At 65.5% G+C, this 18157-nt stretch carries 20 protein-coding genes and 2 pseudogenes; 7 read left to right on the forward strand and 15 right to left on the reverse strand.

Annotation, left to right across the window (positions count from 1 at the left end):
- Nucleotides 1-19 precede the first annotated feature (19 nt).
- Genes SFA35_RS14090 through SFA35_RS14105 form a run of 4 tightly spaced genes read left to right on the forward strand, consistent with a single transcriptional unit; the run spans nt 20 to nt 4408 of the window.
- The gene (locus SFA35_RS14090) at nt 20-1477 is read left to right on the forward strand and encodes a sugar ABC transporter ATP-binding protein (RefSeq protein ID WP_320571158.1); all 1458 of its coding nucleotides are present in this window, start codon (nt 20-22) and stop codon (nt 1475-1477) included.
- Nucleotides 1474-2517, forward strand: a complete 1044-nt coding sequence (locus SFA35_RS14095; protein ID WP_320571159.1) for an ABC transporter permease — start codon at nt 1474-1476, stop codon at nt 2515-2517. Before SFA35_RS14090 ends, SFA35_RS14095 begins: the two co-directional genes overlap by 4 nt.
- The gene (locus tag SFA35_RS14100; RefSeq protein ID WP_320571160.1) at nt 2514-3470 is read left to right on the forward strand and encodes an ABC transporter permease; all 957 of its coding nucleotides are present in this window, start codon (nt 2514-2516) and stop codon (nt 3468-3470) included. Before SFA35_RS14095 ends, SFA35_RS14100 begins: the two co-directional genes overlap by 4 nt.
- Nucleotides 3467-4408, forward strand: a complete 942-nt coding sequence (locus tag SFA35_RS14105; RefSeq protein ID WP_414058401.1) for an SMP-30/gluconolactonase/LRE family protein — start codon at nt 3467-3469, stop codon at nt 4406-4408. The genes SFA35_RS14100 and SFA35_RS14105 overlap by 4 nt, the downstream gene beginning before the upstream one ends.
- Before the next feature lie 10 nt (nt 4409-4418).
- Here the strand turns inward: SFA35_RS14105 and SFA35_RS14110 are convergent, their stop codons facing one another.
- The 4 genes and pseudogenes from SFA35_RS14110 to SFA35_RS14125 all read right to left on the reverse strand — a co-directional run.
- Nucleotides 4419-4622, reverse strand: coding sequence for a hypothetical protein (locus SFA35_RS14110; protein WP_320571161.1), 204 nt, complete (start codon nt 4620-4622; stop codon nt 4419-4421).
- 139 nt (nt 4623-4761) lie between these two features.
- A complete protein-coding gene (locus SFA35_RS14115; RefSeq protein WP_320571162.1) occupies nt 4762-5025 on the reverse strand; it encodes a DUF1652 domain-containing protein in 264 nt (87 codons plus the stop codon).
- A gap of 80 nt (nt 5026-5105) precedes the next feature.
- The gene (locus tag SFA35_RS14120) at nt 5106-5372 is read right to left on the reverse strand and encodes a cupin (protein ID WP_320571163.1); all 267 of its coding nucleotides are present in this window, start codon (nt 5370-5372) and stop codon (nt 5106-5108) included.
- Between the two features lie 18 nt (nt 5373-5390).
- Nucleotides 5391-5528 (reverse strand): annotated as a pseudogene (locus tag SFA35_RS14125) (SDR family oxidoreductase); the annotation flags it as partial.
- A 265-nt stretch (nt 5529-5793) separates the two neighbouring features.
- Here SFA35_RS14125 and hpxO point away from each other — a divergent pair.
- A complete protein-coding gene (gene hpxO, locus SFA35_RS14130) occupies nt 5794-6990 on the forward strand; it encodes an FAD-dependent urate hydroxylase HpxO (RefSeq protein ID WP_320571164.1) in 1197 nt (398 codons plus the stop codon).
- Between the two features lie 659 nt (nt 6991-7649).
- On the opposite strand, the pseudogene SFA35_RS14135 reads toward hpxO, so the two are convergent.
- From SFA35_RS14135 to SFA35_RS14145, 3 genes and pseudogenes are all read right to left on the reverse strand, one after another.
- Nucleotides 7650-8770 (reverse strand): annotated as a pseudogene (locus SFA35_RS14135) (IS481 family transposase).
- A gap of 539 nt (nt 8771-9309) precedes the next feature.
- A complete protein-coding gene (locus SFA35_RS14140) occupies nt 9310-9519 on the reverse strand; it encodes a DUF2945 domain-containing protein (RefSeq protein WP_320571165.1) in 210 nt (69 codons plus the stop codon).
- A 63-nt stretch (nt 9520-9582) separates the two neighbouring features.
- A complete protein-coding gene (locus SFA35_RS14145) occupies nt 9583-10488 on the reverse strand; it encodes a LysR family transcriptional regulator (protein ID WP_320571166.1) in 906 nt (301 codons plus the stop codon).
- A gap of 98 nt (nt 10489-10586) precedes the next feature.
- On the opposite strand from SFA35_RS14145, the gene SFA35_RS14150 reads away from it, so the two are divergent.
- Both SFA35_RS14150 and SFA35_RS14155 read left to right on the forward strand, forming a co-directional pair.
- Nucleotides 10587-11588, forward strand: coding sequence for an NAD(P)-dependent alcohol dehydrogenase (locus SFA35_RS14150; protein ID WP_320571167.1), 1002 nt, complete (start codon nt 10587-10589; stop codon nt 11586-11588).
- A gap of 69 nt (nt 11589-11657) precedes the next feature.
- The gene (locus tag SFA35_RS14155; RefSeq protein ID WP_320571168.1) at nt 11658-12572 is read left to right on the forward strand and encodes a LysR substrate-binding domain-containing protein; all 915 of its coding nucleotides are present in this window, start codon (nt 11658-11660) and stop codon (nt 12570-12572) included.
- 3 nt (nt 12573-12575) lie between these two features.
- Here SFA35_RS14155 and madM read toward each other — a convergent pair whose 3' ends face one another.
- The 8 genes from madM to SFA35_RS14195 all read right to left on the reverse strand — a co-directional run bounded on the left by madM (nt 12576) and on the right by SFA35_RS14195 (nt 18154).
- Nucleotides 12576-13343: a malonate transporter subunit MadM gene (gene madM / locus SFA35_RS14160; protein WP_320571169.1), complete on the reverse strand. Its 768-nt coding sequence runs from the start codon at nt 13341-13343 to the stop codon at nt 12576-12578.
- A 1-nt stretch (nt 13344) separates the two neighbouring features.
- Complete coding sequence (gene madL / locus SFA35_RS14165; RefSeq protein WP_320571170.1) at nt 13345-13773, reverse strand: malonate transporter subunit MadL; 429 nt, start codon at nt 13771-13773, stop codon at nt 13345-13347.
- 64 nt (nt 13774-13837) lie between these two features.
- Entirely contained in the window at nt 13838-14758 is a 921-nt protein-coding gene (gene mdcH, locus SFA35_RS14170; RefSeq protein ID WP_320571171.1) for a malonate decarboxylase subunit epsilon, read from the reverse strand.
- Nucleotides 14755-15348 (reverse strand): malonate decarboxylase holo-ACP synthase, encoded by a 594-nt coding sequence (locus tag SFA35_RS14175; protein WP_320571172.1) that lies wholly within the window; start codon nt 15346-15348, stop codon nt 14755-14757. The genes mdcH and SFA35_RS14175 overlap by 4 nt, the downstream gene beginning before the upstream one ends.
- Nucleotides 15342-16145 carry a biotin-independent malonate decarboxylase subunit gamma gene (mdcE, locus tag SFA35_RS14180; protein ID WP_320571173.1) on the reverse strand — a complete coding sequence of 268 codons (804 nt, stop codon included), beginning with the start codon at nt 16143-16145 and terminating at the stop codon, nt 15342-15344. Before mdcE ends, SFA35_RS14175 begins: the two co-directional genes overlap by 7 nt.
- Nucleotides 16142-16987: a biotin-independent malonate decarboxylase subunit beta gene (locus SFA35_RS14185; protein ID WP_320571174.1), complete on the reverse strand. Its 846-nt coding sequence runs from the start codon at nt 16985-16987 to the stop codon at nt 16142-16144. Before SFA35_RS14185 ends, mdcE begins: the two co-directional genes overlap by 4 nt.
- Nucleotides 16980-17279, reverse strand: coding sequence for a malonate decarboxylase subunit delta (locus tag SFA35_RS14190; RefSeq protein ID WP_320571175.1), 300 nt, complete (start codon nt 17277-17279; stop codon nt 16980-16982). Before SFA35_RS14190 ends, SFA35_RS14185 begins: the two co-directional genes overlap by 8 nt.
- Entirely contained in the window at nt 17279-18154 is an 876-nt protein-coding gene (locus tag SFA35_RS14195) for a triphosphoribosyl-dephospho-CoA synthase (protein ID WP_320579041.1), read from the reverse strand. The genes SFA35_RS14190 and SFA35_RS14195 overlap by 1 nt, the downstream gene beginning before the upstream one ends.
- Nucleotides 18155-18157: the final 3 nt, after the last annotated feature.

Genomic DNA, 18157 nt, shown 5'->3' on the forward strand with positions numbered 1-18157 from the left:
CGGTGCGCAGGAGGCAGGCATGTCCGAAACTTCCACGGCGCTGGTGACCTTTCAGGGCACCGGCAAATCCTTTGGCGCGGTCCGCGCACTCAGCGCAGTCGAACTGGGCGTGCAGGCCGGCGAGTGCCTGGGCCTGATCGGCCACAACGGCGCCGGCAAATCGACCTTGATGCAGGTGCTGGCCGGCACGCTCGCCGCCGACTGCGGGCAGATGTGGATCGACGGCCGCGACCGCTGCCTGGACTACGGCGTGCAGGCCGCACGGCTGTGCGGCATCCGTTGTGTGTTCCAGGAACTGTCGCTGTGCCCCAACCTCAGCGTCGCCGAAAACACCCGGCTGATGTGCCCGACGATTCGCGGCCTGGGTTGGCGGCGCAAGGCCCGCGCGCTGATCGGCGCCAGCCTGGACGCGATCTTTCCCGGGCATGGCATCGACGCCGACGAGGTGGTCGCCGACCTGCCCATCGGCAAGCGGCAGATGGTGGAGATCGCCCGCGCCTTCTGCCAGGTCGACGAGCGCGTGGCGCTGGTGATCCTCGACGAGCCCACCTCCTCGCTCGACTCGCGGGTGGCTGGGCAGTTGCTCGCCTTTGTCCGGCGCTTCGTCGAAGGCGGCGGCAGCATCATCCTGATCAGCCACATCCTCGGCGAGATGCTTGCCACCTGCGATCGCATCGCCGTGATGCGCGACGGCCAGGTCGTGGACATCCGCGCCGCCCAGGCCTTCACCCACGCCAGCCTGGTGGAAAGCATGGGCAGCGCCGCCGTGGCCAAGGCCGACCAGCCCGCCAGCTTTCGCAGCAAGCGCGGCCACGGCAGCGCGTTGATCGAGCAGCGCGCCAAAGGCCAGGCCGACGGCCGCGCGGTGCTCGCCCATCGCGGCGAAATCGTCGGCCTGGCCGGGCTCGCCGGCCACGGCCAAAGCCAGTTGCTGACCCAGGTACTGCGCCGGCGCGTGGCCGACGGCAGCGGCGCCGCGCTGGTCGCCGGGGATCGCCAGACCGACGGGGTGTTCGCCCTGTGGTCGATCGCCGAGAACATCACCATCAGCTCCCTCGCCCAGCTCAAGCGCGGCGCGCTGATCGATCCGGGCGCCAGCCAGGCCATGGCGGCCACCTGGCAGCAACGCATGGGCATCCGCACCCCGGACATGGACAACCCGATTCTCTCGCTGTCGGGTGGCAACCAGCAGAAAGCCCTGTTCGCCCGCGCCCTGGCGTCGGCCAGCGAGGTGATCCTGATGGACGACCCCATGCGCGGCGTCGACGTTGGCACCAAGCGCGAGGTGTACTCGATCATCCTCGAGGAGGCTGCCCGCGGGCGCACCTTCCTCTGGTACACCACCGAGCTGGAAGAGCTCGACTACTGCGACCACATCTATGTGTTTCGCGACGGCCAGGCGGTACTCGACCTGCCGCGCGACGAACTGAGCGAGGAGCGCATCCTGCGTGGCTCTTTCGCCGAGGAGTCCGCATGAACCTGCCTTCATCGCTGCCCCTGGCCAGCCGCCCGGCGCCTGCCCCGAGCGCGACGCCACAGCCACCCTCTGCGCCCGCCGCAGCCGCAGCCGCCCCAGCCAGGGCCGGCCATCGCGCACGCCTGCTGCGCAGCGCCCTGCCGGCGCTGTCGCTGGTGGTGCTGCTGGGCACCATTTTCATCATGCAGCCCCGGGCGATGAGCTACATGGGCATGAACCTGATGCTCAACCTGGCAGTGCCGATCGCGCTGGCGACCATCGCCCAGATGCTGATCATCACGGTCAACGACCTTGACCTGTCGCTGGGCAGTTTCATCAGCTTCGTCGCCTGCGTCGCCGCCACCCTGCTCGACACCCAGCCACTGCTAGGGGCGCTGGCGCTGCTCGGTTGCGTGCTGGTGTACGCCTTGCTCGGCGCGCTGATCCATGCGCGCAACCTCCCCTCGATCGTGGTCACCCTGGGTATGTCGTTCATCTGGACCGGCGGCGCGGTGCTGCTGCTGCCCGCGCCGGGCGGCACCGCACCGGCCTGGTTGCAGGCGCTGGTGCGGATCAAGACCCCATGGCTGCCGTTCGCCGTGGTGGTGTGCATCGTGCTGGCGCTGGCCGTGCACGCCTTCCTCATGCGTTCGACCTTTGGCGTGGTGCTGCGCGGCGCCGGCGGCAACCCATTGGCCATCGCCAAGGCCGGCTGGTCGCTGCTGCGCATCAAGGTCACGCTGTATGCCCTGGCCGGCGGCTTCGGCGTGCTGTCCGGGCTGTTTCTGGTGGGCCTGACCACCTCGGCCGACGCCAATGTGGCGCTGCGCTACACCCTGCTGTCGATTGCCGGGGTGATCCTTGGGGGCGGGGAATTCGTCGGCGGCCGCGTCTCGCCGATCGGCGCGGTGCTCGGGGCGCTGACCCTGGTGCTGGCCGGCTCGCTGCTGTCGTTCATCCGCATCTCGCCGGACTGGCAGATCGGCGCCCAGGGCGCGATCCTGATCCTGGTCCTGGCCCTGCGCGCCTTCGTCAACCGCCTGGAGGTCCGTCAGCCATGAGCAGCCTTTCTCTCAAGCGCATCGCCGGCAAGCCGTGGCTATGGTCGTGGCTGGCAGCGGCGTTGATCTTCATCGCCAGCCTGGTAGCCAGCCAGGGCGTCGGCGCCGGCTCGCTGCTGACAGCGGCGCTGGGCTTCTCGGCGTTCTTCGTGATCGTCGGCATCGGCCAGCTGCTGGTGATCAGCACCGGGCCGGGCAATATCGACCTGTCGATACCGGCCAACGTGGCCCTGACCGGAGCTATCGGCATGAAGCTGATGGACAGCCAGAACGACTTGATCTGGCTCGGCCTGCTCGGCGTGCTCGCGGCGGGGATCCTGATCGGCTGCGCCAACTACGCGCTGATTCGCCTGCTGCGCATCCCGCCGATCATCGCCACCCTGTCGGCGAGTTTCCTCCTGCAATCGATGGCCATTGCCTATGGGCGCAGCGTGCGCATTCAACCGCCCGAGGCGTTCTACGGCTTTGCCACCGGGCGGGTGCTGGGCATCCCCTACCTGGCCCTGGCCGTGGCCGCGCTCGCGGTGATGATGGGCTATGTGCTGAGTCGCACGCTCTACGGCCGCTGGACCCTGGCGGTCGGGCAGAACCCGCGGGCCGCCGAGCTCGCCGGGGTCCGGGTCGGCCGGGTGCGCTTCGCCACCTACGTGCTGAGCGCGGTGTTCGCCAGTCTCTGCGGGGTGCTGCTGGCGGGGTTTTCCGGCGGCGCCTCGTTGAGCATGGGCGACGAATACCTGCTGGCGTCGATTGCCGTGGTGGTCATCGGTGGCACCTCGGTTGCGGGTGGCTATTCCAACATTCCCGGGCTGTGGGGGGCGGCGCTGTTCCTCTACCTGCTGGTGAGCATGCTCAACAGCTTCGGCGCCAGCGCCGGGGTCCGGCTGATTCTCACCGGGGTCATCATCATCGCGGTGATCTGCGCCATGAGCGGCCGCAAGGGGGCACGGGCATGAACAGTCCATTGATCCTGGAGACACCCGTGGGGCAGGACCTCTACCAATTTCACGACCCGCGCTTTCGCGACCTGACCCTGCCCAACACCCAGCTCGAACGCCTGTACAGCGGGTGTCGCTGGGCCGAGGGCCCGGTGTGGTTCAACGACGGCGGCTATCTTTTGTGGAGTGACATCCCCAATGAGCGGATCCTGCGCTGGACCCCCGAGGGCGGCGTCAGCACCTTCCGCGCCAATTCCAATTTCGCCAATGGCAACACCCGCGACCTGCAAGGGCGGCTGGTCACCTGCGAGCACGGCACGCGGCGGGTCACCCGCACCGAACCGGACGGCAGCATCACGGTACTGGCCGAGCGCTTCAAAGGCCGGCGGCTCAACTCGCCCAACGATGTGGTGGTGCACCGCGACGCCAGCGTCTGGTTCACCGACCCGACCTACGGGATTCTCAGCGACTACGAAGGCTTCAAGGCCGAGCCCGAGCAGGCCACCCGCAATGTCTACCGCGTCGATCCCCACAGCGGGGAACTGGCCTGCATGGCCGACGACTTCACCCAGCCCAATGGCCTGGCCTTCTCTGCCGACGGCGGTACCTTGTACGTCGCGGATTCGGCGCGCAGCCATGACCCGCACGGCGCCCATCACATCCGCGCGTTGCAGGTGCTGGAGGGTGGTCGCATCGGTGCCTCGAGAGTCTTCGCCCAGATCGAACCGGGCATTCCCGACGGCCTGCGGGTGGACGAGCAAGGTAACGTCTGGACCAGCGCTGGCGACGGTATTCAATGCTTCGCGGCCGACGGCACCCTGCTCGGCAAGATTCTGCTGCCGGAGAAGGTCGCCAACCTGACCTTCGGCGGGCCGCGGCGCAACCGATTGTTCATCACCGCCAACACGTCGCTGTACATGATTCACGTGGCGGTGGGTGGGCTGCAGCGGCCCTGAAAGGCGGGGCTCAATTGTGCGGGGCGGACGTTGGCCGGTAGTAGCCGACCATGCACTGGTGTTGCAGGTTCAAGCGTTCGGGGCCAGGTTCCAGGCGCATGACATACCACAGCGAGCAGTGCTCGTCGCTGGGGTCGTACGGGCCCTGACCCGCGCAGCCTTGCAGGAGAAACGTGATTGCTACAAACGTGGCGATTGTGGCGAAAAGCTGCATCAGAGTGCTCGGCAGGAGGGAGTACTCTGTATTTCGACTAGCTGAATCGTTTCTTTAATCCGCTGCTAGCAATGCCGGGAATGATCGACGAACGGCTCTAGTGAACCATTCATCAGGGCCGGGAGGGGCCGTGACGACTTCAGGTGAGGCTCGGCCCACCGGCTGCCGCACGCCGAGTGCGCGCGGCCGCGAAATCCTGGCGCAGCTCACCGACCAGCTTCAACAGGGCCCGGGTGTTGGTCAGCTCGCGCGTGGCGATGCCAGCGGCGACGAACACCACTTCATCGGTCTTGGGATGGGTGACCCGGACCGTCATGGCGCCGTCGATGCCAAAGGTGGTCTGGCAGCGCAGCGGCAGGAACTCGCGCTCCATCAGATGTTGAAGATCATGATGTGACAGCATCCAGGCGGCCCCCCCGTCGAATAAACCGCCATTGAAGCATAAACCGCGACCAACGGTAATGATTTGCCGCAGTTTCGCTGCTACTTCCTGCCCACCAGATACCTGACCCCCAGCTCGCCGAACACTTCGCAGTGGGGCTGATTGGCTTGCAGGTGAAAGACTTCCCCCACGCCATACCAGCGCTCGCCCTCGGCGCTGCGGATGTGCAGGCTGCCGTGCAACACCAGCGCCTTGGCCTCGAAGGGGTGCGCGTGCTGCTCCAGGCTGCCGCCTGCCTCACGCTCGACCACCACGGTGGTGCCGAAGCCTTCGGCGGCCAACTGCGCGCGAAACGCTTGTTCTTGCATGAATCCTTCTCCTCAGTGCTACAGGCTACAGGTCACGTCACCGTCGACCTTGATGATCTGCCCGGTAATATACGCCGCGCCAGCACTGGCCAGAAATGCCACGGTGACGGCGATCTCCTCGCTGCTGGCGTAGCGCTGGAGCGGCACGGCAAGGCGGTGCCCGCTGGACGGTTCCTCAGCGCGCCGGTTTGGGGCATCGACTGCGCTTATGCCTTGCAATGAGGCACGAGGTTGGCCCCCTGCACGATGAACACACGGCTGCAGAAAAATCGGACAACGTTCAGGTTGTTGATTTATATGAACTTATTTACTTGATCCGGGTTTCGCTACGGTATTGCATGACATTTGCGTCAGGCAGCGAAACTGGCAGGCAACCTGCAAATACTGACCTACCGATCAGTTTTTTATCCAGGTTTTCCTCATGTCAGCACACCCCCCCGGCTCTCTCGACATCGTCATCATTGGCGCCGGTATTGGCGGCCTCACGGCCGGCATCGCGCTGCAGCAACGTGGCCACCGCGTGCGTCTGTTCGACCGTGTAGCGCAATTGACCCCGGCCGGCGCGGCGCTGTCGATCTGGCCGAACGGCGTGCAGGTCATGCAGCGCCTGGGACTCGCCGACGCACTCAAGGCCGCCAGCGGCGAGATGACCGCCATGAGCTACAGCACGCCGCAGGGCGAACAGCTGACCCGCTTCAGCTTGCAGCCTCTGTACGCCAGCGTCGGTCAGCGGGCCTGCCCGGTGGCGCGCACTGCTTTGCAGCAGATCCTGCTCGACGCCTGCGGTGAGCACAACGTCGCCCTGGGAGTCAGCTGCGAAAGCGTCGAGCCCAGCGCTGGCGGTATGCGTGTAACCCTGTCCGACGGCCAGCAACTGCAGGCCGACCTGGTCATTGCCGCCGACGGCACCCATTCGCGCCTGCGCAATTACGTCAGCGAGCGCCAGGTGCAGCGTGAGTATTGCGGGTATGTGAACTGGAATGGCCGCGTCGACATCGCCGATGACCTGGCGCCGGCCAATGATTGGGCGCAGTTCGTCGGGGACAACCAGCGGGTGTCGCTGATGCCGATGGGCAATGGTCAGTTCTACTTCTTTTTCGACGTGCCGTTGCCGGCGGGTACGGCGAACCGCCGCGAAGCCTACCAGACCGAGTTGCGCGAGCACTTCCGCGGCTGGGCGCAACCGGTGCAGCGTTTGATCGATCGGCTGGACCCGACCAGTGTGAGCCGCGTGGAAATTCATGATATGCCGCCGCTGGCCAGTTTCGTCCGCGAGCGCGTGGTGCTGCTAGGCGACGCCGCGCACCCCATGGCGCCCGACCTGGGCCAGGGAGGCTGCCAGGCGATGGAGGACGCCTGGGTGCTGGCCGAGTGCCTGAGTACGCTGGATGTCGGCAGTGCTTTGCAGCGTTATGACGCTGAGCGTGTGGAGCGTACCGCACAGATCATGCGCCGTGCCCGGCAGCGCTCGGATGTGACCCATGGCCGGGCGCCGGAGCAGACTTGGGGCTGGTATGAAGAGCTGCGCGGCGAGTCGGGTGAGCGGGTGATCGCGGGGTTGGTGAAGACGGCGGTGGGGGGTGGTTTTTTGGTGGAGGGTGCGCGCTTTCGCGCGTGATGGGCTTGAGTTGTCCATGCGCTTTGTAGGCAATCTGGAAGCACCACTGCACCTGATCGGCACGTGATCTGCACCTGATGTGCACCTGATGTGCACCTGATCTGCACCTGATCTGCACATGATCTGCACCTGATCTGCACCTGATGTGGCTTTTGATCTGCTTTGGCTTTGGCTTTGGCTTTGGCTTTTGCTTTGGCTTTTGCTTTGGCTTTGGCTTTTGCTTTTGCTTTTGCTTTTGATCTTGATCTACCGCGACTTCAGCAGGCCGAACGGAGCAGCGCGGGAGTGGTGGCGCGAGGCAGGAGCCGAGCGAGCGCCGCGCGGCCAGGGACGGCCGCTCGGCGCGTACGCCACGGAGCGATGTGGAGTGAGGGAACCCGGAGCGCAGCGTAGGGCCAATGAATGGAGCGGAGGCCTTTTGGTTACTTTTGGGCCTTTCCAAAAGTGACTCGCTGTAAGAGCGAAAGGGGCCTTTGGCCGCCTTGGAGATGCCGGATAAGCTTTAATATCGCAGTAGCGACTCGTTGATTTTTAAGCTAATCCATTTCTAGGGGAGGTACGCATTCACCTTTTCGCCCTTACGGCGAGTCACTTTTGGAAAGGCCTGTACGGACCGGACACATCGTGGACACATGTGCGGAGACATGGTTGACGCATTATCAAGTGTAGTCGGGCTGGTCGATATCGATTGTCCGCAGCAGGTGATGACAGAAATACACGTCAAACATGCTCTCACCCCTCACGCTGGGGCGTATGGCCACATGCTTGCCCAGCAACCCTTTGGCGATGCTGAAGTAACGCTTCCTGAATCGGAATCGGCTGCTATAAACCTTCGCCAGGACGTCGTCTTGCCCGTACTCGAATTCCGCTAAAACCTTCGGATATGCCCAAGGGCTGGTTCGATACCTCTGCATGGGGACTTTGTTTTCCAGCGCCTGATGCGGACGCTGCAGGTTATAAACATCGCGCCAGCGATCAAATGCCGATTGCGCTTCCTTGAACGTCGAGAACAGGTGCCCATCCAATACTTCCACCTTGAACGAGCGGTGAAATCGCTCGATCTTGCCGTTGGTTTGAGGATGATATGGGCGACTGAAACTGATGCGAATTCCCAGTTGAATCAACCAGATACTTAATTCTGTTATCTCTCCGGGATTTCGCGGCGAGCCCTTGGCGCACCGTTATCGACGTTGATTCGAGCTGGCAGACCATAACGTTCGAACACCTCGATCATCTTCTCTTTCACGGTGGGTCCTCGCTCGTTGTCGCAAGCTTGAATGGCTAGGTTGAAACGAGAATGATCATCCAGCATGGTCAATGGATGGCACCGACCTTGTTGCGTTGCAAAGTGCCCTTTGAAGTCCATCTGCCAAAGATCATTCGGCGCATCGTGCTCGAAGCGCAGTTTGGCTTCGTGTTCCTTCGCAGCAGGCTCGATCAGTCCATGGCGATGCAGGACGCTGGTTACAGTGCTGGGGGCGATCTGTTTGTTCAGGACATTGCTGATGGTGCGTCCACCCCAGGCGGGATGTGCTTTGCGCAGAGCGATCACTTGAGCTTGCAGTTGGGTATCGGTCAGCTTCGGGCTGGTCGCGGGCTTGCGAGACCTCTCCTCAAGTCCTGCCTGGCCTAGCGCTTCGTAGCGCCCTAGCCATTTATAGGCCGTCTGCGGACTGATCCCAAATCGTCGACACAGCTCTCTTTTATTACTGCCGGGTAGCCGCGCCAAGGCTATGAACTCTTCTTTCAGACTCATGGCATCTCTCGTGTTCCAGGTCATGGTGGGATTCCGGCGAAGTGGCTCGCTGGAAGTGTCCACCATGTCCCCGCACACCCGTCAACCATGTGTCCGGTCCGTACAGGCCTTTCCAAAAGTGACTCGCTGTAAGAGCGAAAGGGGCCTTTGGCCGCCTTGGAGATGCCGGATAAGCTTCAATATCGCAGTAGCGACTCGTTGATTTTTAAGCTAATCCATTTCTAGGGGAGGTACGCATTCACCTTTTCGCCCTTACGGCGAGTCACTTTTGGAAAGGCCCAAAAGTAACCAAAAAGCCTCCGCTCCGTTCATTGGCCCTCCACTTCGCTACGCTACGTTACGGGTTCCCTCCTTACGCATCGCTCCGTGGCGTACGCGCCGAGCGGCCGTCCCTGGCCGCGCGGCGCTCGCTCGGCTCCTGCCTCGCGCCACCACTCCCGCGCTGCTTCAGTCGGCCTGCTGAAGTCGCGGCAGATCAAGATCAAAAGCCAGATCAAAAGCAAATCAAAAGCCAGATCAAAAGCCAGATCAAAAGCCAGATCAAAAGCAGATCAAAAGCTAGATCAAACCTTATGCAACGCCTCCCCATGATGCATCGCCAGGTGCCCGGTCTTGTCGCTCTTGACCTCATACTGCGGAGCTTCCCTGGAAGCCGGCCGATGTTTGCCCATGAACTCCACGGCCGAATGGTGCACCTTGGTCACCTTGCCATGCACCTCACCCACATCCGAATTCCACCGTACAGCATCGCCAACCTTGAACGAACGGGACATGACACGGTTCTCCTCGGGCTCATGTTCAACTGAGCCTGTCAGCCCCAGAAAATTCCCACCCGATCACACCCGGCCAAACCGCTGCACCATGAATTCGACAAAGCTGCGCAGTTTCGGCGAGCCCCGCCGGTCAGGCAGATAGAGCAGGTGCAGCGCCCGCTGCGGCAATTGGTAATCCGCGAACAGCTCAAGCAACCGGCCCGTGGCGATATCGTGCGCCACCACCACCGCCGGCAGCAGAGCAATGCCCATACCGGCAAGCGCCGCTTCGCGCAGTGCCGGGCCGTTGTTCAGTTGCACCCGGCTGTCGACATTCAGCACATGCTCGCCATCGGCGCCGCGCAGGCGCCACAGCGCGCGGCTGTCGCTGGCGGCGCCTCGGGCTGCGTACAGATAGGTCAGGCAATCATGCGCGGCCAGGTCGCGCGGGTGCGCCGGATGACCGCGGCGTTGCAGATAGTCCGGTGCGGCGCACAGCGTCAGTGCGTGGGGCTGCAAGGGTTGCGCGATGACCTCGGCGTCCGGCAGGTCGCCAATGCGGATCGCCGCCTCGAATCCGTCCTCGAGCAGGTCCACCAGGCGGTCGCTGAAAATCACGTCCAGGTCCACCTTGGGATAGCGCTGCAGATAGTCACGCAAGGCCGGCATCAGCCGATCCAGGCCAAACGCGTGCGGCACGCTGATGCGCAGTCGGCCTTGAGGCTCGGCGCGGGCGGCCGAGGCCAGCGTCTCGGCATCCGCCACCAGGCCGAGGATCTCCACGCAGCGCTGGTAGTAGCCGATGCCGAATTGGGTCAGGTGCTGCTGGCGGGTGGTGCGGTTGAGCAGCTTCATGCCCAGGTGCTCTTCGAGCATGCGCAGATGGTTGCCGACCATGGTCGGGGTCAAATCACTGGCCTCGGCTGCGGCGGTGAGGCTGCCTTTGTCGACGATGGAGACGAACAGCTGCATGGCCTTGAGCAGATTCATCAGCAAGTTTTCCTTGGTAGTGAAGCAACTGTTTGCCCATTTATGGTTTTTTTCAAGCGAATAGTATGGAACTCACCGACCCACAAGGAGCAGTCAGCATGCACATCTACCGATTCGATTCGCCTAAACTCGACGGGCTGCGCCGTCATGAAGAAGACGTTCCGCGTCCGCAACGCGGCGAGGTGCTGGTCCGGGTTCACGCGGTGGCCCTGAATTATCGCGACCTGGCTCTGCTCGAAGGCGGCATCCTCAAACCTACTCGCGCCGGCATCACTCCGGTCAGCGATGGCGCCGGAGAGATCGTCGAGGTCGGCGCCGGGGTCACAGACCTGGCAGTGGGCCAGCGGGTGGTCGGGCTGTTTCATCCGCGCTGGTTTGGCGGGCCGAAACGCGCCGAGCGGGCCATCGGCAGCTACGGCTATGACAGCGACGGTTGGTTGGCCGAATACAAGGTGCTGTCCCGCGAAGCGGTGGTGCCACTGCCGGATAATCTTGGCTACGAACAAGCGGCCACCCTGCCCTGCGCCGGCGTGACCGCCTGGAACAGCGTGCATGGCAGCGCCCCGGCCGGCCCTGGGCAAACCGTGCTGACCCTGGGCAGTGGTGGCGTGTCGATCTTCGCCCTGCAATACGCCAAGGCCATGGGCGCACGGGTGATTGCCACCACGTCGTCGGCGGCCAAGGCGCAGCGTCTGCTCGAACTGGGCGCCGACGAGGTGATCAACTACCGCGAAACGCCGCAATGGGGTGCCAGGGTCAAGGCGCTGACTGCCGGTCGTGGCGTGGACAAGGTGGTCGAGGTGGGCGGCCCGGCGACCATCGGCCAATCGCTGCAGGCCGTGGCGTTCGATGGCGAGGTGGTGCTGGTGGGCTTTCTCGGTGAAAGCGGCGCGCCGCTGGACTATTTCCAGCTGATGCAATGCGGCGCCAGCCTGCGCTCCACCAATGTCGGCGCGCGGCCGATGCTGGAAGCCTGCGTGCGGGCGCCGATCGAACCGTTGATCGATAGGGTGTTTGGATTCGACCAGGCGCGTGGCGCATTCGAGCACCTGCGCAGCGGCCAGCACCTGGGCAAGGTGGTGATCCGCGTCGCCGAATGAAGCCGAATGCTGGCCAGTGATGCTATGTTGCCGCCGAGCCCATGACTTGGCAGCACTGGCCGGAGCCCCATGCAGATCGACGAACAGCTGACCCTGAAGAAACTGGAAATCTTCCTCGCGTTCATGCGCACCGGCAACCTGGCGCGCGCCGCCGCGCAGCTGGACACCAGCACGGTCAGCGTGCATCGCGCCATCCACTCGCTGGAGAGCGCCCTGCGCTGCCCCTTGTTCAAGCACGAGGGGCGCAATCTGACGCCGCTCGAGGGTGCCTATGTGCTCGAAGAGCACGCGCACAAACTGCTGCAGGACGTGCACGCCTGCGTCCAGCTGACGCGCCAGGCGGCGGGCTTTTCCGCTGCGCGTTTTCGCCTCGGCTCCCTATATTCATTGACGGTGAAAACCGTGCCGCAACTGATCATGGGCCTCAAGCTGCGGCGCAGCGAACTCAACATCGACCTGATCATGGGCTCCAACCTGGACCTGATGTTCAAGCTCAAGAACATGGAAGTCGACGCAGCTCTGATCTCCATCGAGTCGCGGCAGAGCGACCCGGATTGCGAGCAGATCGCCCTGTTCACTGACGACATTTTCCTCGCAGCGCCCGTGGACTCGCCGTTCGCCGCGCAGCCCCAGGTCGACCTCGGCGACCTGCGCGATGCCACTTTCATTACCTTGACCCAGGGTTTCGCCACCCACCAGGACGGCATACGGGTGTTCGAGCAAGCCGGCTTCGAGCCCAAGGTCGCGATGCAGGTCAACGATATCTTCACCCTGCTCAGCATGGTCAGTTCGGGCGTTGGCTACGCGCTGCTGCCCGGCCGCATCGCCGCCGTCTACGAAAATCGCGTGCGCTTGATTGCACTGCAGGCGCGCTATCGCCTGCAACAGCAGATCGGCGTGGTGTTCCTCAAGGCCAAGGAACGCGACCCCAACCTGCTGGCGCTGTTGGCCGAGTGTCGGTTGTATGCCGGTCGGCAGGGCTGAAATCTAGCTTCCCACCAACGCCCGCACGATCAGATAAAGCACCGACGGCCCGAGCAGGCAACCGAGCCCGGTATGGAAGGTTGCCGTCAACGCCCCATAGGGCACCAGGCGCCGGTCGGTCGCCGCCAAGCCTGCGGTGACGCCGCTGACCGTTCCAGCCAGGCCGCCGAAGACCATCGCCGAGCGTGGGTTGTCGAGGCCCATCCAGCGCGCGGCGAACGGCGTGCCAACCATGACCATGATGGCTTTGATCAGGCCGATCGCGATCGACAGCGCCATCACGTCGGAGCTCGCGCCAATCGCCGCGCCGGTCACCGGGCCGACGATGTAGGTGACGGTGCCGGCGCCGATGGTGGTCATGCTCACGGCATCGCGATAGCCGAACAGCCAGGCGATACCCGCACCGAAACAGAACGGCATCAAGGTGCCCAGCAACAGCGCCACCGTGCCGATCAGGCCAGCCTTGCGCGCCTCGGTGGCCTGCACTTCGAAGGCCGTGGCGACGATGGCGAAATCGCGCAGCATGGCACCGCCGAGCAGGCCGATGCCGGAGAACAGCGAGAGATCGGCGAGGCCCTTCTGGCCGCCGGTGAGGGTGCCACCCACCCAGGCGAGAATCAGCCCGATGACGATCGCGATAGCCGAGCCGTGCACTCGGCCGAAGGTCAGGCGGCGCGAGAGCACCACTGAAAGCCACATCACCACACCGATGAAGGCGAAGGCTGTGATCAGGCCGTTGTGCTCCAGAGAGCTGGCGATGAGTGCGCCCATGTCAGCGTCCTCCCGCAGTGACGGGCACTGCAGCGAGCAGCGGATCGGCCAACGGCGGCTCGGCCGGCAGCGGCTCGCCGCGATGGGTACGGCTGATAAGAGCAATGGTGCAGCCGCAGATCACCACCGCCCCTGCGGCGGCCAGCAGCGCCATGGGCCCGCCGTGCAGGGCGCCGACCACGTTCTGCTGGGCGGCCATGGCCACCACCACCGGAATGTACAGGGCGCCCCAGAAGCCCACGCCCATCTCGCACTCCCTGCTCATGCCGCCACGCTTGTGCATCCACAGCCGCGCGCAGATCAGCAGGATCATGGCAATGCCGACGCCGCCGACATTGGATTTGACGCCCAGCAGCACACCCAGCAGGTCGCCGAGAATCGACCCGGCCAATGTGCAGATCGCCAGTAATGCCACACCGTAAATGATCATCGTGTTGCCCTCGATAGCTTGATCGAAATTGTTGTTGTTATGCTCGCAAGCGGGTGCCGCCAGGTCAGGGGGTGCGCTCGCCCTCCTCTTCGATGAGCGTCAGCAGGCTGTCGCGCCGGGCACTTTGAAAGGCCACCGCACCGCTGCCGAACAGCGGTCGCGCTAGGCCGCTGAGCACTGTGCCAGGCGGCAGCTCGAGGTGCAGGCGCACGCCACGCTCGTAGGCGTGCTGGATCACCCCGCGCCAGTCGACCACCCTGCACAGGTTCCACGCCAGGTCGTCGCGCAAGGCCTCGGCTTGAACGATGGGCCGGGCGCTGCTGGCGCTGAGATAGCGCAGGCGCGGACGTTGCAATTGCACCTGGGCGAACGCCGCCGCCAGTTGCGCGCCTGCCGGTTGCAGCAAGGCGCAGTGCGACGGCACGCTCACCGCCAGGCGTCGCGCCAGACCCGCGCCCTGCTGCCGGGCCAGGCGGGCCACTGCCTGCATGGCCGCATCGCTGCCAGCAATCACCAACTGCCGCTCGGCGTTGATGTTGGCCAGATACACCGGTGTGTCGCGGCCATGCACGCGGTCGATCAATGGCTGCAACTGGCCCAGCTCCAGGCCAAGGATCGCGGTCATGCCGAAGCCTTCGGGAAACGCCCGCTGCATCAATTCGCCGCGCAAGGCCACCAGGCGCACGGCATCGGGGAACGCCAGCGCGCCCGCTACCACCGCCGCCGGATAAGCGCCGATGGACAGCCCCGCAACGAATTGCGCCGGCGGCAACAGGCCGGCGGCCGCCACGCCCGCCACCAGCAGGCACAGCTGCACGGCGCGGGTCGAGGCCAACGCTGCGCGGCTGTCCAGGTCCAGTACCGACTCGCCCAGCACTTCGCTGGCGCTTTCCAGACAAGCGCGCACGCTGGGCTCGTCGGGCAGCTCATGGAGCATGCCCGGGCGCTGCGCCCCTTGGCCGGGAAACGCCAGGAGCACACTCATCGACCGCTCCAGGGGTCGATGACCAATTGCGGCCCTCGCTGCGTCTTGAGCAGGACCTGGCGCGGCCGGCGGGCCCATTCGGCCAGCGCCACGCCGCCGAACGGGGTCTGCAGTTGCAGGTCGACGCGACAGCCGGGTAGCTCGAGCAACGCCAGCAAGCGTTGCGCTGCCAGCGAGTCGATGGCGTGCGGAGCGCGCAGGATCAAATCCAGGTCGCTTTGCGCGTGCACCGCCGGCAAGCCGCTAGCCAGCTCGTAGGCGGCGCTACCCGCGACGCCCCAGGCCAGCCCAGCCAGCCGCTGGCGGACCTCGGCCAAGGCGCGCAGTGCCGGCCAGTGACCGCCCGCCGGCACCTGCGCGAGCTGTTCGGGCGTGACCCGTCGCTGCACTGCCTGCAGGGCCATCAGCGTGCCGAAACGCTGCTCGCGAGCACGGCCACGAATGCCGACTGCGACGTAGCCAGCGGGTGCTGGCGCACGCCGCACCACCACCGGGGCCTGCGGGTCCCGGAGGACTTCAAAGGCCCAGCGCGGAGCGTCGGCGGGCAGTGGCAGCGAGCCCCAGAGCAAGTCATGGGCGTCCACTACCATTGCTCGCGCAGCAACTGGCGCACCCGCTGCGAGGCCTCGCGGTTGGCCGCGCCACGCCGGCTCGACAGGTCGCGCGGGGTGCCGACGACGTCCGCCAGCGCTTCGCGCAGCGCCGTGCGCACGCGCTCGAGATCCTGCGCAGTGGGCTGTTCGATGCGTTCCACCGCCAGGGTTTGCCAGAGCAGCCCGAGCGAGGCGTAGCTGTCGATGTCATAGGCCATCGGCGGCACGCTGGCGGCCAGCGCTTCGAGCTCCTCGATGCTGCGCTGGGTGACCCGCGCTGCCGAGGCCTTGCCCATGGCATGCACCTGGACCGCCGGATCGCGCAGGGCGATCAACCGGTTGGCCTGGTAGCCGTGGGCCAGGAAGGCCCCGGACATGGCTTTGCCGACCAGCAAGGCCAGCACCGGGTGACCGGCCAGCCGCGCCCGCGCATAACTGTCCGCCGCGCCGGCCAGCGCCTGGTGAATACCCAGCACCTCGTCGCGACGGCCATAGGCCTGGCTCGGCACGTCGACGATGGCGATCAATGCGCGTTTGTGCGCGCGCTCGGCATCCTCCTGGATGGCAGTATCGACCGCCTTCGCCAAACCCCAGCCCTCCAGCAGGCCGACTTCGCCACTGCGCGCGCGGGGGAAGGGATTGTCCGGATCGGCGATCACTGCCAGCCAGCGCGCAGCGCGGCCCTCCAGCTCGCCATCGGCAACCCGCAGGGAAGCTGGCAAACCGGCAACGGGCTGGTCTGCGCTGGCGAGGGCGTCGAACCAGGTGCGGCCACGCAGGGAATAGCCGTTCATGCACGTACTCCTTCATACAATGCCCGCACTGCCAGCGGGTCGAGCTGTTCGGCGCTGTCCAGGCGAGCCAGTCGGTCGAGGTAGAAGCCGTGCTGGCGGCTGCGCTGGACCGGCGGCAGGCCGTGCTCGAGCCACTCGTTCAATTGCTCGCGGATCGCCGCCACGTCGTCGGCCACGTAGGCATCGGCCAGGCCCGAGGCGAAGCGTTGCTCGCCGCCGGTCTGGGCCCAGATGAACGGCCGGTCACGCGAGTCGTATTCGCCGAGGCCGGCCTCCTGCTCGATCACTTGCGGGCCATTGAGGCCCACGCGGGCTTCGCGGGTCACCAGCAGATGGCTGCACAACCCGGCAGCAATCGACATGCCGCCAAAGCAGCCAACACTGCCGGCGACCACGCCGATCACCGGCTGGTACTGGCGCAGGTCGACGATGGCGGCATGGATGTCGGCGATCGCCGCCAGCCCGAGATTGGCCTCCTGCAAGCGCACTCCGCCGGTTTCCAGCAAAAGGATGGCGGCGGTAGGAATGCCGTTGCGGTTGTCCTCGGCGGCCAGCTCCAACGCCCCGGCCATCTTCGCGCCGCCCACCTCACCGAGGCTGCCGCCCTGGAACGCGCCTTCGATGGCGGCCAACACCAGCGGCCTGCCCTGCAGCGCGCCCTTGGCGATGATCACACCGTCGTCAGCTTGCGGCACCACGCCCTGGCGCTGCAGCCACGGCGACATCAGGCGGGCGAAGGGGTCGAGCAATTCACGAAAATCGTCCAGCAAGGCCTTGGCCCGCTGCCGGGCGCCCAGTTCGACGAAGCTGTGACGGTGCAGCAAACGCTCGGTGTCAGTCATGGCCAATCTCCTCCAGCGCTTGCTCGAGCCGCAGGCGGACCACCCCGGGGGTGGCGCCGAAATCATGGATGTCGATGTGCACGGCCGGCGGCAGGCTGCCGCCGAACAGGCGCGTGAACAGATGCTCCCAGCGCGCGGCGCTGCCGTTCACCGAAGTCACTACGTTGATCGTCAAAACGCCCGCCGGGGCGGATTCCATCAGCACTTCCAGGTCACCGGAACCGACGCAGCCGACCAGGGTACGACCTCGCCCGGAAGCACCGGCGGCGAAGCTGAAATTCAGGGTTTCCATCAGGTGGCGCTCCGAGTGTGGATGCTCGATGAGAGCGAGGCGATGCTGTCGATCAGCAAACAGGCGGCGAGCAGGTCGGCCGCGCCGCCCGGCGAGGCATTCAGTTGCAGCAGCTGGCGGTCGAGCTGGGCCAGGCGCCGGCGCCCGGCCAGGGTTGCAGTGCCGCCAGCGGCGAGCACTGCGCGGGCACCGCTTTGCAGGGTATGCAGGCCCGGCGGGCCGGCGCGGTAGAGCACGCAGGTATCGTCGAGCACGCTCATGATCGCCAGCAACGCATCCAGGCGCGCCGGGGTTTCCCCGTGACCCTGCGCACGGCTGCGCCTGAGCTGCGGCAACCCATGCAGGGCCACCGCAGGAAAACCTGCCTGCGCCTGCTCGCGAGCACCGCCGCTGCCATAGCGGCGCTTGACCAGCGCGCCGTGGCTGGCAGCGCTGTCGCTCATGCGGTCCGGCAGACGCGCCAGTTGCGCGGCGCGGGCAATCAACTCGGGCCACTGCCAAGTGCCTTGGGCGGCGGCTGTAACCAGCAGGCCCAAGGCCCAGATGGCGCCGCGGTGAGTGTTGACACCGGCCGTGACGGCCAACATCGCGGCTTCGCCGTCGCGGCCCAGTTGGCCGATGGCTTCGCGCAATGCCAGCGGGTCGTCGAGACTGGCCCCGGCCTCGGCCATGGCGGCGAAGCACGGCCACAGCGAACGCGCCGAGGCGTGCATCAGAGCCAGGCTGAGGTCGTCATGGGCACCACTGCCGCGGAGGTCAACCAGCGCCGGCTTGGGCGACAGGTTGACTTCGTCGAGCAACGCCGCCACCGCCAGGTCCGCCAGTCGCGCGGCCTGGGCAGCGAACGGCGGTCGAGATTGCACAGACAGGATCATCGC

This window comes from Pseudomonas sp. HR96, assembly GCF_034059295.1.
Lineage (GTDB): Bacteria > Pseudomonadota > Gammaproteobacteria > Pseudomonadales > Pseudomonadaceae > Aquipseudomonas.